This window comes from Arthrobacter sp. 35W (assembly GCF_000482545.1).
Classification (GTDB): Bacteria; Actinomycetota; Actinomycetes; order Actinomycetales; family Micrococcaceae; genus Specibacter.
In genome coordinates, this window is sequence record NZ_KI519454.1 from 145,558 (window position 1) to 158,687 (window position 13,130).

A 13,130-nucleotide genomic window follows, 5' to 3' on the forward strand; every position below is an offset into this window, starting at 1 on the left:
CCTGGCTGAGGAGCCGAGGCTACGGGGCCGGGCAGAAGGACGGGAGGTCGATGACTGCTCCGGCCGGGCACGGGTCAAAGGTGAAGATGACCAGGGTGCCCAGGACGATGATCACGGCGGAGGCGATGTACAGCACCGTCTTGAGCGTCATGCGGGTGCCGTCGCGCTCGGCGTAGTCATTGATGATCGTGCGCACGCCGTTGGTGCCGTGCAGCATGGCCAGCCACAGCATGGCCAGGTCCCAGACCTGCCAGAACGGGCTTGCCCACTTGCCGGCCACAAAGCCGAAGTCGATGGCGTGGATGCCCTCGCCGACCATGAGGTTCACGAAGAGGTGGCCGAAGATCAGCACCACGAGAACGACGCCGGAGAGGCGCATGAAGAGCCATGCGGCCATCTCGAAGTTCGAGCCCGAGCCCTTGTTGCGGTTGTACTTGATGCCGCCGCTGCGCGGTGAGGCGATGGTGTTGGCGCTCATTTAGTGCCCCCCGAAGACAATGGAGAGGTGGCGGATCAGGAACGGGATCATGGTCACGGCCCACAGTGCCAGGACGCCCCAGAGGAGCTGGCGCTGGTACTTGGGGCCGTTCTTCCAGAAATCGACAGCAATGATGCGCAGGCCGTTAAAGGCATGGAAGACAATGGCTGCCACCAGGCCGGCCTCGCCCAATCCCATGATGGGGTTCTTGTACGCCCCAATGACTGCTGTGTACGCCTCAGGGGACACTCGCACCAATGAGGTGTCCAGGACGTGCACCAACAAGAAAAAGAAAATCACTACACCGGTAACTCGGTGTCCCACCCAGGACCACATGCCTTCACGGCCGCGGTACAGAGTGCCAGCTGGTTTTGTCGGCACTGAATAAACCTTCCTGCATCGCGGCGGCGCTAGCGTGGTTCCACGCGGGGGTTACGCTCGCAACGAGAGCACTCGTAGCTCAGGCCTAAATTTAGGCTTCGCTAACAGCTTATTCAACTTAGGCCTTCCTTTCTCTATGCACCAGGTCACAGCGCGGCTCTGCTGGGTCGTGACGGGCCTCTCAGAGCGGCTGCCGGGACGGTGCGCACAGCGGGCGGCGGAGCGGGTGCCGGGCGGGTGGACGACGGCGGGTGCGCCGCGCCTGTGTGACGGTGCCGCAGCCGCGGTTGGGTGCCGTCCATTAGAGTGGAATTGATGAATACACAAGCGATGGGTTCTGCGCACAGTCCCGAGGCAACCCCTTTGGAACGGTTCTACGCAGTCATCCCGGCTGGTGGGGTGGGCACCCGGCTGTGGCCGCTGTCCCGCGCGGCTGCACCCAAATTCCTGCATGATCTGACCAACTCCGGCAGCACGCTGCTGCGCGCCACCTACGACCGGCTGGAGCCGCTGGCGCACGAACGTGTGCTGATGGTCACCGGTGAGGCGCACCGCGAGGCCGTCTGCCGCCAGCTGCCCGAGATCCTCGAGTCCAATCTGGTGCTTGAAAGCGAGCCCAAGGACTCCGCGGCCGCCATCGGCCTGGCCGCAGCCATCCTGTACCAGCGCGATCCGGACATCATCATGGGCTCCTTTGCCGCCGACCAGGTGATCAGCCCCGACGCACTGTTCCAGGACGCCGTCCGCCAGGCCATCTACACGGCCGCCACCGGCAAGATCGTCACCATTGGCATCAAGCCCACCCACGCGTCCACCGGATTCGGCTACATCCGCACGGGTGAGCCGCTGGATGTGCCCGGGGCACCCAGCGCCCACGCCGTCGTCGAGTTTGTCGAAAAGCCCAGCGAGTCGGTGGCCAACGAATACCTGGCCAGCGGGCAGTACAACTGGAACGCCGGCATGTTTGTGGCCCCCGTGGCCCTGATGCTCAAGCATTTGGAGCAGAACGAGCCGGAGCTCTACGCCGGCCTGATGACGATTGCCGCCGCCTGGGACACGCCCGAGCAGGCTTCGGTGACGGCCGCCATCTGGCCCACATTAAAGAAGACGGCCATCGACTATGCAGTGGCCGAGCCCGCGGCCGACGCCGGCGATGTCGCCGTCATACCCGGCACCTTCAGCTGGGACGACGTCGGAGACTTTGCCGCCATTGGCCGGCTGAACAGTGCCAGCGAAGTGGATGCCGTCACGGTGATGGGGGAGGGGGCGCGCGTGTTCACCGAGTCCGCCTCGGGCATCGTGGTCAGCGACACCAAGCGCGTCATCGCCCTGATCGGCATTGAAGATGTGGTCATCGTGGACACCCCCGATGCCCTGCTCGTCACCACCACGGCACACGCCCAGCGCGTCAAGAGCGCCGTCGACCACCTCAAGGCCAAGGGCCAAACCGACGTCCTCTAGCGCCAAAAAAGTTTTGCCCGCGCCCACAGGGATTGGCGGCTCCGCGTAACTGGAGGCCACCAATGCCTGTGGGCGCCGTCATACTCGCTAGAGTTCCATATGTGCGCAATTACTCACTGGAGACCGAACCAACACGGCTGATCGGGCCCTGGTTGGAGCCGCTGCTGGCCGAGATGATCGAGTTCCGGCGGGATCTGCATGCCCACCCGGAGCTCTCCTTCCAGGAGCACCGCACCACCACCAAGATCTACGACCGTCTGATCGAGGCCGGCCTGAAGCCGCGCCGGCTCGAAGGCACGGGCGTGATTGTCGACGTCGGCGACGGCCCCATTGCCACGGCCCTGCGCGGGGACATCGACGCCCTGCCCATCATCGAGGAAACGGGCCTGCCATTCGCCTCGCGCAACCACGGCGTCACGCACGGCTGCGGACACGACATCCACACCGCCTCCATGATGGGCATCGCCCTGGTGCTGGCGGCTATGCATGAGGACGCGCCGCTGGGCGCCACTATCCGCATCATCTTCCAGCCCGCCGAAGAGACCATGCCCGGCGGCGCGCTGTCCTGCATCGAGCAGGGTGCGCTGGAGGGTGTGCCGCGGATCATGGCGCTGCACTGCGATCCGCGTGTGGAGGTCGGAAAGATCGGCACCCGCATCGGGTCCATCACCAGCGCCTCGGACACCATCAAGATCGAGCTCTCCGGCCGCGGCGGCCACACCTCCCGCCCGCATCTGACCGAGGATCTGGTGTTTGCGCTGGCGCAGATCGCCGTCAACGTCCCGGCCGTACTGTCCCGCCGCGTCGATGTGCGCAGCGGCGTCTCCATGGTCTGGGGCCAGATCAGCGCCGGCTCGGCCCCGAACGCGATCCCCGGCAGCGGCATGATGGCCGGCACCATGCGCTGCCTGGACCGCGAGGCGTGGCACGCGGCCGGCGAGCTGCTCGACGACGTCGTGCAGCAGGTGGCAGCCCCCTATGGTGTGGACGTGCACCTGGAACACATCCGCGGCGTGCCCCCGGTGGTCAACTCCGAACACGAGACGGCGCTGATCGAGGCCGCGGCCCGCGCGGAACTGGGCGAGCACGCCGTCGTGCTGGCCCCCCAGTCCATGGGCGGGGAAGACTTCGCCTGGTTCATGCAGGACATCCCCGGCGCGCTGATGCGTCTGGGCACGCATGTGCCCGGCGGTGAGGAATACGATCTGCACCGCGGGGACTACATCGTGGACGAGCGCGCCCTGGCCAATGGCATCAAGGTTCTCGGCGCTGCAGCCCTGCGCGCCATCCGCGACGTCTAACCGCGCCGCCCAGCTCCGCCGGCCCAACTGGGTGACAGTTATGACACGTTCCGAGGCCCGGAATGTGCGATAAGTGTCACCCAGTTGGGTTCTTTTGAGGGATGTAGGTTGTGCACAACTGAATTGTGCGCTACGGTTGTTCCATGACTGAACGGCAGGCTCTGAAATCGCAGGTGTGCTTCGCGCTGTACTCGGCCTCCCGGGCGGCGACGGCGGTGTACCGGCCCATGCTGGAGTCGCTGGGGGTCACCTATCCGCAGTACCTGGTGCTGCTGCTGCTCTGGGAGCGCGACGGCGCCAGCGTCCGCGAGCTGGGGGAGGCGCTGGAGCTGGACTCGGGCACGATGTCCCCGCTGCTGAAGCGGATGGAGGCCGCCGGCCTGGTGGAGCGCCGGCGCAGTGCCGCCGATGAGCGCCGGGTGGAGATCCACCTGACGGACGACGGCGCCGAGCTGCGCAAGCGCGCCAGCGAGGTTCCAGCGCAGCTGGCGATTGCTGCGGGCCTGTCCCCGGCGGAGCTGGCGGCGTTCAACGAGACGCTGGCCAAGGTCACCGCCGCCCTGCACCGCGCCGCCCCCTGAACCGGCCGCCGCAACACACGCTCCACATTCCACCCCTCCCCGGAGGCGGCACCACCGTGCCGCAGCCGCTGTTTGCTTCGACACGATCAAAGGAAGACTCATGAAGGTTCTCTACACCGCCGCGGCCACCGCCACGGGCGACGGCCGCGACGGCCACGCCACCTCCTCCGACGGCCGGCTGGTCGTCCAGCTGGCATCGCCCGCCGAATTGGGCGGAGACGGCAATGGCACCAATCCGGAGCAGCTCTTCGCCGCCGGCTATGCCGCCTGCTTCCACTCCGCCCTGCGCGTGGTGGCCCGCCGCGCCAAGGCCGATGTCTCCGGCTCCACCGTGACGGCCGAGGTCGACCTTGGCGCCAACACCACCGGCGGCTACGGCATCGGCGTCCGGCTGGACATTGCCCTGCCGGCCCTGGATGCCGAGGCTGCCCAGCAGCTGATCGAGGCCGCCCACCTGGTGTGCCCCTATTCCAACGCCACCCGCGGCAACATCGACGTCGCACTGAACCTTGCAGGAGTTGCAGCATGAGCACCGAAACCATGACCCTGCCGACCACCGGCCGTGAAATCCAGCTGGCCTCCCGCCCGCACGGCTGGCCCGTGCCGGAGAACTTCCGCCTGGCCGAAACCGCGCTGCCCGAACTGGCCGAGGGCCAGATCCTGGTGAAGAACATCGCCATGAGCGTGGACCCGTACATGCGCGGCCGGATGAACGACTCCAAGTCCTACAGCCAGCCGTTTGAGCTGGACGCGGCGCTGAACGGCGGCGCCGTGGGCGAGGTCATCGCCTCCCGCAGCCCGGAGCGTGCCGTGGGCGACGTCGTCGTCCACCTGCTGGGCTGGCGCGACTACGCCGTCCTGCCCGCGACCGCCAACACGAAGGTGGATCCGACGCTGGCCAGTCCCACCGCCTTCCTGGGTGCCCTGGGCATGACCGGTTTAACGGCCTACGCCGGCCTGACCCGGATTGCAGCGTTCAAGCCCGGCGACACCGTGTTCGTCTCCGGTGCCGCCGGCGCCGTGGGCTCGCTGGTGGGCCAGATCGCCAAGAACCTGGGCGCCGGCAGGGTCATCGGCAGCGCCGGCTCGCCGGCCAAGGTGGCCCGCCTGCTGGAGCTGGGCTTCGACGCCGCCTTCGACTACCACGACGGCCCCGCCGTCGAGCTGTTGAAGGACGCCCTTGGCGAGGGTGAAGGCATCGACGTCTACTTCGACAACGTTGGCGGTGAGCAGCTGGAGGCGGCCATCGAGCTGATGAACCGCGGCGGCCGGATCGCCATGTGCGGCGCCATCAGCCAGTACAACAGCACCGAGGCCCCGGTGGGCCCGCGCAACCTCGCTGCAGCCATCGGCAAGGAGCTGACGCTGCGCGGCTTCCTGGTCGGCTCCCACGCGGATCTGGTGCCGGAGTTCATGGGCGCCATGGCCCAGTGGCTGGCGGCGGGCACCATCGATTTCGATGAGACCGTGGTGCACGGCCTGGAAAACGCTCCGACGGCCTTCATCGACCTGCTGCGCGGCGCCAATACGGGGAAAATGGTTCTCACCCTCGACTAATTCGCACGCGGCGCCGGCACACACTCCAATGGAAGTGTGTCGGCGCTGTGTAACGAATTTCCAACGATAGCGCTGTGATGCTAGCAACACCCTACCCGCCGGTAGCCCGTGCGGTTAGGGTGTTTCTATCATCTCGGCCCGCCGGGGCACGAGGTCTACGCAGACCTCTGCCCTGCCGCGGGCGCATCTTAAGTCTTTGGAGGAACCTTGAAGAACTCTCTGCGCAGCACCGCCAAGCGCGGCGCCACGGTGGGAACCATTGCACTCGGGGCGGCCGCTTTGCTGCTCAGTGGCTGTGGCGCCCCTCCCGCTCCGTCCGGCTCGGCCAGCGGCTCCGCCGGCAGCTACCTGGGCTGCATCGTCTCCGACTCCGGTGGATTCGACGACCAGTCCTTCAACCAGTCCTCCTTTGAGGGTCTGGAGAAGACCGTCAAGGATGTTGGCATCCAGATGAAGCAGGCCGAGTCCAGCACCACTGCGGACTTCGCCCCCAACCTGAACCAGATGGTCAACGCCGGCTGCAACCTCACCTTCACCGTCGGCTTCCTGCTGGCCGACGCCACGAAGACGACGGCCACCGCCCACCCCGACTCGCACTTCGCCATCATCGATGACAGCACCATCAACCTGCCGAACGTGAAGCCGGTTGTCTACGACACCGCCCAGGCCGCCTTCCTGGCCGGCTACGTCGCCGCCTCGCAGTCCAAGACCGGCAAGGTCGGCACCTTCGGTGGCATCAACATCCCCACCGTCACCATCTTCATGGACGGCTTCGCCGACGGCGTGGCCTACTACAACCAGAAGAAGGGCGCTTCCGTCCAGGTTCTTGGGTGGGACAAGGCCACCCAGCAGGGTGTCTTCGCCAACACCTTCGAGGTCATCCAGGAAGGCACCAAGGCCACCAACAACCTGCTCGGCGACGGCGCCGACGTCATCATGCCGGTGGCCGGCCCGCTGGGCAAGGGTGCCGGCGACGCCGTCCTGGCCGCCAACGCCGGTGGCAAGGACGCCAAGCTGGTGTGGGTCGACTCCGACGGCTACCTCACCGCCCCCGCCTACAAGTCCATCCTGCTGACCTCCGTCATCAAGACCATGGGCGAGGCCGTGGAGACCATCGTCAAGGACGACAAGGACGGCAAGTTCGACCCGACGCCGTACGTGGGAACCCTGGAGAACAAGGGCGTTGCCCTGGCTCCGTTCCACGACCTTGACGCCTCGGTCAGTGCCGACACCAAGGCTGAGATCGCTGCGATCCAGAAGGACATCATCTCCGGTGCCCTGAAGGTGACTTCGGCCGCCAGCCCCAAGTAATCCCCACAGACGCGCTATGCGCCGGCTCTGCAGCTTTTGCTGCGGGGGCGGCGCATAGCGGGTTTCGGGCAGATTTCTGCCCCGTGGTTCTGCTCCTGAAACGTTCTTCGCGCTAGGCTGGCCGCACGGCCAGCGGGAGGACGTCCGCACCATTCGATGAAACGGGTTGACCTCGTGAAACTTGAACTGAAAGGCATCACCAAGAGCTTCGGCGCTCTGGTTGCCAACGACCACATTGACCTGGTGGTCGAATCGGGTGAAATCCACTCGCTGCTCGGCGAAAACGGCGCCGGCAAGTCCACCCTGATGAACGTCCTGTACGGGCTGTACCAGCCCACCGCCGGTGAGATCCTCATCGACGACAAACCCGTGAAATTCTCCGGCCCCTCGGATGCCATGGCCGCAGGCATCGGCATGGTGCACCAGCACTTCATGCTGGTCCCCGTCTTTACGGTGGCCGAAAACGTCGCCCTGGGCGGGGAGTCCACCACCTTTGGCGGTGTGCTGGATCTGGAGGCAACGCGGAAGAAGATCCGCGACATCTCAGCCCGCTACGGCTTTGCCGTGGACCCCGATGCCCTGGTGGAGGACCTCCCCGTGGGCGTCCAGCAGCGCGTGGAGATCATCAAGGCGCTGGTCCGCAACGCCAGGATCCTGATCCTGGACGAGCCCACCGCCGTGCTCACCCCGCAGGAGACGGACGAGCTGATGGACATCATGGGCCAACTGAAGGCCTCCGGCACCTCCATCGTCTTCATCTCGCACAAGCTGCGCGAGGTCAAGGCCGTCTCGGACCGCATCACGGTGATCCGCCGCGGCAAGGTGGTGGGCACGGCAGACCCCGGCGCCTCCACCACCGAGCTGGCCGCCATGATGGTGGGCCGCTCCGTCAGTTTGACGCTGAACAAGGCCGATGCGCAGCCCGGCGAGGAGACCTTCAAGGTCACCAACCTCATCGTGAGCAACGACGCCGGCCAGCGGCTGGTCAACGATGTCACCTTCTCCGTCGCCCAGGGCGAGATCCTCGCCGTCGCCGGCGTGCAGGGCAACGGCCAGACGGAACTGACCGAGGCCGTGCTGGGGCTGCACAAGCATGTGCAGGGCTCCATCACCCTGGACGGCAAGCAGCTGCTGGGACTGGGCGTGCGCCAGGTGCTCCGCGCCGGCGTCGGCTTTGTGCCCGAGGACCGGCAGGTCGATGGCCTGGTGGAGTCCTTCTCCATTGCCGAAAACCTGATCCTGGACCTCTACGACAAGAAGGAGTTCTCCCGCGGGGGCACGCTGAACCGTGCCGCCATCGCGAAGAACGCCGAGGCCAAGGTGGCCGAATTCGACGTCCGCACCCAGTCCGCGCAGGACCACGTGGGCACGCTCTCCGGCGGCAACCAGCAGAAGGTGGTGCTGGCCCGCGAGCTGGCCCGCCCGCTGAAGCTGTTCATTGCCTCCCAGCCCACGCGCGGCGTGGACGTGGGATCCATCGAGTTCCTGCACAAGCGCATCGTCGCAGAGCGCGACGTCGGCACCCCCGTCATCATCGTCTCGACGGAATTGGACGAGGTCCTGGAACTGGCCGACCGCATCGCCGTGTTGTACGCCGGAAAACTGATGGGCATTGTGCCCGGCAAGTCCTCGCGTGAACTGCTCGGCCTGATGATGGCCGGTCTGACCGCCGACGACGCCGCCGCCCAGCTGGCCGCCGCAGGCGCACCCGTCGTGCGCGACCCCAGCACTGAAGAAGGAGAACCCGCATGAGCGGCGTGCAATCCCCGGAGCCGGCCACAGTGCCGGCCCCCAAACCTGCCGGCACCGCGGCCCCGCCCAGCGAGGGCAAGCGGATCGTCCGCGAAATCATGAGCGGCTCGGCCATGGTGTCGGTGCTCGCCGTCGTCGTCGCCCTCGTCATCGGTGGTCTGCTGATCGCCGTGACGGACCAGCGCGTGGTGGCCGCCGCCGGCTACTTCTTCGCCCAGCCGGGCGATCTGTTCTCCGCCATGTGGACAGCCGTCTCGCAGGCCTATGGCGCGCTGTGGCGCGGGGCCACCTACGACCCCACCGCCCGGACCTGGCTGGGGCAGTTGGGCATCTTTGAGACGCTGACCTTTGCGACGCCGCTGATCCTGTCCGGACTGGCCGTCACACTCGCCTTCCGGGCGGGGCTGTTCAACATTGGCGCCAAGGGCCAGATCATCATGGGCGCCGTCTTCGCCGGAGCCGTGGGCTTCGGCATGGACCTGCCCCCGGTCATCCACCTGCTGGCCGTCATCATTGCCGGCGCCATTGGCGGTGCCATCTGGGGCGGCATTGCCGGTGTGCTGAAGGCCAAGACGGGCGCGCATGAGGTGATCGTGACCATCATGCTCAACTACATCGCCGCCTCGCTGGTGCTGTACCTGCTGAAAAACCAGCTCAAGGCCCCCGGCAGCACCAATCCGATCAGCCCGCCCATGCATGAGAACGCACTGTTCCCGCTGCTGCTGGGGCCCAACTTCCGCCTGCACGCCGGGTTCATCCTGGCCGTGCTCGCCGTCGTCGGGGTCGCCTGGCTGCTGGACCGCTCCACCCTGGGCTTCGAGTTCCGGGCGATCGGCGCCAACCCCAGTGCCGCACAGACAGCCGGCATGCTGGTCAGCCGCGGCTACATTCTGGTGATGCTCATCTCCGGTGCGTTGTCCGGTTTGGCCGGTGTGACGCAGCTGTCCGGAACGTCGAAGTCCCTGGATGCGGACATTGCCGGCAGCATTGGCTTCGATGCCATCACCGTGGCGCTGCTGGGCCGCTCCACCCCGTGGGGCACCTTCTTTGCCGCCCTCCTGTTCGGTGCGTTCAAGGCCGGCGGCACCTCGATGGCCGTCAACGCCAACGTTTCGATCGACATTGTTCTGGTGGTGCAGTCGCTGATCGTGCTCTTCATCGCCGCCCCGCCGCTGGTGAGGTCCATCTTCCGGATCAAGGCCGCCAAGAGTGAAGGAGCACGCGCATGAGCGCCGCGACACTTCAGGAGTCCCTGACCACGGACCGGCTGGCGGTGCGCAGCTGGCGCCCGCCCATCATCCTGGGCGTGCTGGCCCTGTTCGCCATCGTCGTCTTCGGCATCCTCGGCCCGGGCGGGAACGCGACCTTCCGCCTCTCGCAGGACGGCGATGCCTGGCAGGTGCCCAATCTGGTGGTCCCCGCCCAGGGCTTCGGCTGGTTTGCCGCACTGATCTGCGCCGCCCTCGCGGTGCAGGCGTACCTGCAGACCAAGAACGTCGGACGCCCGGCCAAATGGGTCACCATGACCTTCACGGTGGTGTTCGTGATCGGCCTGCTGGTGTGGATCATCGGCGGCACCAAGACGCAGAACATCACTGTGGTGGGCCTGTTCACCGGCGCCATGCTGATCACGACGCCGCTGGTGTTCGGCTCGCTGTCCGGTGTGCTCTGTGAGCGCTCGGGCGTGGTGAACATTGCCATCGAGGGACAGCTGCTGGCCGGTGCCTTCACCGCAGCGCTGGTCTCCTCGATGACAGGCAATGCCTTCGCCGGATTGTTCGCCGCCGCCCTGGCCGGCGTGCTGGTGTCCTTCCTGCTGGCGGTCTTCAGCATCAAGTACGTGGTCAACCAGATCATCGTCGGTGTGGTGCTCAACGTGCTGGTCTCCGGCCTGACCGGGTTCCTGTTCGAGAAGATCATGAAGACCAAGGTCAACGGCGCCACGATCTTCAACCAGCCGGCGCACCTGCCCGACCTGCCGATCCCGCTGTTGAGCGAGATCCCGGTGCTGGGGCCGACCTTCTTCCGCCAGTCGATCCTCGGCTATCTGATGATCGTGCTGGTCATCGCCATCTGGTTCGGCCTGTTCCGCACCCGATGGGGACTGCGCGTCCGGGCCGTGGGGGAGCACCCCAAGGCCGCCGACACCGTGGGCATCAACGTCAACCGCACCCGGTTCCTGAACGTGCTGGCCGGCGGCGCCGTCGCCGGCATCGGTGGCGCCTACTTCACCCTGGTGGCCGTCAGCAGCTTCAGCAAGGACATGACAGGCGGCCTGGGCTTCATCGCCCTGGCGGCTCTGATCTTCGGGCGCTGGAACCCGATCGGTGCGGCCCTGGCGGCCCTGCTGTTCGGCGTCGCCGGCAATCTGCAGAGCATCCTGTCCCTGGCCGGCACGCCCATTGATGGGCAGTTCCTGGCCATGCTGCCGTACGCGCTGACCATCCTGGCGGTCTCCGGATTTGTGGGCAAGTCCCGCGCTCCGGCGGCCGACGGCGAACCCTATGTGAAGGGCTGATCCGTGGCATCCGAGGTTGATTGGGAGCTGCTGGCCCGCTCCGCCACCGAGGCGATGGGACGGGCCTATGCGCCGTACTCCTCCTTCCCCGTGGGGGCTGCGGCCCTCACGGAGGACGGGCGGATTGTCACCGGCTGCAATGTGGAGAACGCCAGCTACGGACTGACGCTGTGCGCCGAATGCACGCTCATCGGCGCCCTGCAGATGGGCGGCGGCGGTCGGATTGCCGCGTTCTACTGCGTGGACGGTGCCGGTGCGGTGCTGATGCCGTGCGGGCGCTGCCGCCAATTGCTGTACGAGTTCCGCGCACCGGGGATGGTCCTGATGACCACCGCGGGTGTGAAGACCATGGACCAGGTGCTCCCCGATGCCTTTGGTCCCGAACATCTGGAAGGCACTCCATGACCGAGGGACAGCACGCCGAGCAGTTCGATGCCGTGGACATGATCCGCACCAAGCGGGACCGCGGCACCTTCAGCCAGGCGCAGATCGACTGGACGGTTGACGCCTACACCCGCGGCGTCATCGCCGATGAGCAGATGGCCGCGCTGAACATGGCCATCCTGCTCAACGGCATGACCCGCCAGGAGATCTCCTGGTGGACGGCGGCCATGATCGCCTCGGGGGAGCGGATGGACTTCTCCACGCTGCGCACCCCGGAGGGGGCCGTAAAGGCCACCAGCGACAAGCACTCCACAGGCGGCGTGGGGGACAAGATCACGCTGCCGCTGGCGCCGCTGGTGGCTGTGTTCGGCGTCGCCGTTCCGCAGCTGTCGGGGCGCGGACTGGGCCACACCGGAGGCACGCTGGACAAGCTGGAGGCCATTCCGGGCTGGCGCGCGGACCTGACCAACGCCCAGATGATGCGCCAGCTCTCCGAGGTCGGCGCGGTGATCTGCGCCGCCGGTGCCGCGCTGGCCCCGGCGGACAAGAAGCTCTACGCGCTGCGCGACGTCACCGGGACCGTTGAAGCCATCCCGCTGATCGCCTCCTCCATCATGAGCAAGAAGATCGCCGAGGGCACCGGCTCGCTGGTGCTGGACGTGAAGGTCGGCTCGGGTGCCTTCATGAAGGACGAGGAGATGGCCCGCGAACTGGCGCGGACCATGGTGGCCCTGGGCAAGGATGCCGGCGTGAACACGGTGGCGCTGCTGACCAATATGAATACGCCGCTGGGCCTGACCGCCGGCAACGCCATCGAGGTCGAGGAGTCGGTGGAGGTGCTCGCCGGCGGCGGGCCGGCCGACGTCGTCGAGCTCACCGTCACGCTGGCCCAGGAAATGCTGGCCGCCGCGGGCGTGCACGACGCCGATCCGGCGGCAGCGCTGCGGGACGGCCGGGCCATGGACGTGTGGAAGCGGATGATTGCCGCCCAGGGCGGCGACCCCGACGCCGCGCTGCCGGTGGCCCGCGAGTCCGAGGTGGTCTACGCCCCGGCCGACGGCGTGCTGGTGGAGCTTGACGCCCTCTCGGTGGGCGTGGCCGCCTGGCGTCTGGGCGCCGGCCGGGCCCGCAAGGAGGACGTGGTGCAGGCCGGAGCCGGTGTGCGCATGCATGCCAAACCGGGTGCCCTGGTGCGCGCCGGAGAGCCGTTGATGACGCTGTTGACCGACACTCCGGAGAAGTTTGAGCGGGCGAGGGAAGCCCTGGAAAACGCCGTCGTGATTGCCCCGGAAGGCTCCCGGCCGGCCCAGCGGCTGATCCTGGACCGCATCTCCTGAACCACCCCGATTGAAACAGCCGGTGGGGGCGGCCGGCACCAAGGTGCCGGCCGCCCCCACCGGCTGTCA

The 13,130-nt window shown here is 67.0% G+C and carries 13 protein-coding genes; 11 read left to right on the forward strand and 2 right to left on the reverse strand.

The features are described 5' to 3' along the window. Nucleotides 1-19: 19 nt before the first annotated feature. Nucleotides 20-478, reverse strand: coding sequence for a succinate dehydrogenase hydrophobic membrane anchor subunit (locus K254_RS0100685; protein ID WP_026553769.1), 459 nt, complete (start codon nucleotides 476-478; stop codon nucleotides 20-22). Continuing rightward, entirely contained in the window at nucleotides 479-859 is a 381-nt protein-coding gene (gene sdhC, locus K254_RS0100690; protein ID WP_081709793.1) for a succinate dehydrogenase, cytochrome b556 subunit, read from the reverse strand. A gap of 315 nt (nucleotides 860-1,174) precedes the next feature. On the opposite strand from sdhC, the gene K254_RS0100695 reads away from it, so the two are divergent. From K254_RS0100695 to K254_RS0100745, 11 genes are all read left to right on the forward strand, one after another. Then, nucleotides 1,175-2,320 (forward strand): mannose-1-phosphate guanylyltransferase, encoded by a 1,146-nt coding sequence (locus tag K254_RS0100695; protein ID WP_026553771.1) that lies wholly within the window; start codon nucleotides 1,175-1,177, stop codon nucleotides 2,318-2,320. Between the two features lie 101 nt (nucleotides 2,321-2,421). Continuing rightward, nucleotides 2,422-3,621, forward strand: a complete 1,200-nt coding sequence (locus tag K254_RS0100700; RefSeq protein ID WP_026553772.1) for an amidohydrolase — start codon at nucleotides 2,422-2,424, stop codon at nucleotides 3,619-3,621. A gap of 143 nt (nucleotides 3,622-3,764) precedes the next feature. Continuing rightward, a complete protein-coding gene (locus K254_RS0100705) occupies nucleotides 3,765-4,202 on the forward strand; it encodes a MarR family winged helix-turn-helix transcriptional regulator (protein WP_026553773.1) in 438 nt (145 codons plus the stop codon). 100 nt (nucleotides 4,203-4,302) lie between these two features. Then, entirely contained in the window at nucleotides 4,303-4,731 is a 429-nt protein-coding gene (locus K254_RS0100710; protein ID WP_026553774.1) for an organic hydroperoxide resistance protein, read from the forward strand. Further along, complete coding sequence (locus K254_RS0100715) at nucleotides 4,728-5,759, forward strand: NADP-dependent oxidoreductase (protein ID WP_026553775.1); 1,032 nt, start codon at nucleotides 4,728-4,730, stop codon at nucleotides 5,757-5,759. Before K254_RS0100710 ends, K254_RS0100715 begins: the two co-directional genes overlap by 4 nt. Nucleotides 5,760-5,966: 207 nt before the next feature. Continuing rightward, nucleotides 5,967-7,070 carry a BMP family lipoprotein gene (locus K254_RS0100720; protein WP_026553776.1) on the forward strand — a complete coding sequence of 368 codons (1,104 nt, stop codon included), beginning with the start codon at nucleotides 5,967-5,969 and terminating at the stop codon, nucleotides 7,068-7,070. Nucleotides 7,071-7,244: 174 nt separating this feature from the next. Next, nucleotides 7,245-8,822 (forward strand): ABC transporter ATP-binding protein, encoded by a 1,578-nt coding sequence (locus tag K254_RS21015; protein ID WP_035748824.1) that lies wholly within the window; start codon nucleotides 7,245-7,247, stop codon nucleotides 8,820-8,822. After that, nucleotides 8,819-10,051, forward strand: coding sequence for an ABC transporter permease (locus tag K254_RS0100730; RefSeq protein WP_035748826.1), 1,233 nt, complete (start codon nucleotides 8,819-8,821; stop codon nucleotides 10,049-10,051). The genes K254_RS21015 and K254_RS0100730 overlap by 4 nt, the downstream gene beginning before the upstream one ends. Beyond that, nucleotides 10,048-11,340 carry an ABC transporter permease gene (locus K254_RS0100735; protein ID WP_026553778.1) on the forward strand — a complete coding sequence of 431 codons (1,293 nt, stop codon included), beginning with the start codon at nucleotides 10,048-10,050 and terminating at the stop codon, nucleotides 11,338-11,340. Before K254_RS0100730 ends, K254_RS0100735 begins: the two co-directional genes overlap by 4 nt. A gap of 3 nt (nucleotides 11,341-11,343) precedes the next feature. After that, nucleotides 11,344-11,745, forward strand: a complete 402-nt coding sequence (locus tag K254_RS0100740) for a cytidine deaminase (protein ID WP_026553779.1) — start codon at nucleotides 11,344-11,346, stop codon at nucleotides 11,743-11,745. Further along, nucleotides 11,742-13,061, forward strand: a complete 1,320-nt coding sequence (locus tag K254_RS0100745; RefSeq protein WP_026553780.1) for a thymidine phosphorylase — start codon at nucleotides 11,742-11,744, stop codon at nucleotides 13,059-13,061. Before K254_RS0100740 ends, K254_RS0100745 begins: the two co-directional genes overlap by 4 nt. Nucleotides 13,062-13,130: the final 69 nt, after the last annotated feature.

Coding starts and splice junctions, on each gene's coding strand:
- K254_RS0100685 (WP_026553769.1), bottom strand. CDS start 478: ATGAGCGCCAACACCATCGCCTCACCGCGCAGCGGCGGCATCAAGTAC.
- K254_RS0100695 (WP_026553771.1), top strand. CDS start 1,175: ATGAATACACAAGCGATGGGTTCTGCGCACAGTCCCGAGGCAACCCCT.
- K254_RS0100705 (WP_026553773.1), top strand. CDS start 3,765: ATGACTGAACGGCAGGCTCTGAAATCGCAGGTGTGCTTCGCGCTGTAC.
- K254_RS0100710 (WP_026553774.1), top strand. CDS start 4,303: ATGAAGGTTCTCTACACCGCCGCGGCCACCGCCACGGGCGACGGCCGC.
- K254_RS0100715 (WP_026553775.1), top strand. CDS start 4,728: ATGAGCACCGAAACCATGACCCTGCCGACCACCGGCCGTGAAATCCAG.
- K254_RS0100730 (WP_035748826.1), top strand. CDS start 8,819: ATGAGCGGCGTGCAATCCCCGGAGCCGGCCACAGTGCCGGCCCCCAAA.
- K254_RS0100735 (WP_026553778.1), top strand. CDS start 10,048: ATGAGCGCCGCGACACTTCAGGAGTCCCTGACCACGGACCGGCTGGCG.
- K254_RS0100745 (WP_026553780.1), top strand. CDS start 11,742: ATGACCGAGGGACAGCACGCCGAGCAGTTCGATGCCGTGGACATGATC.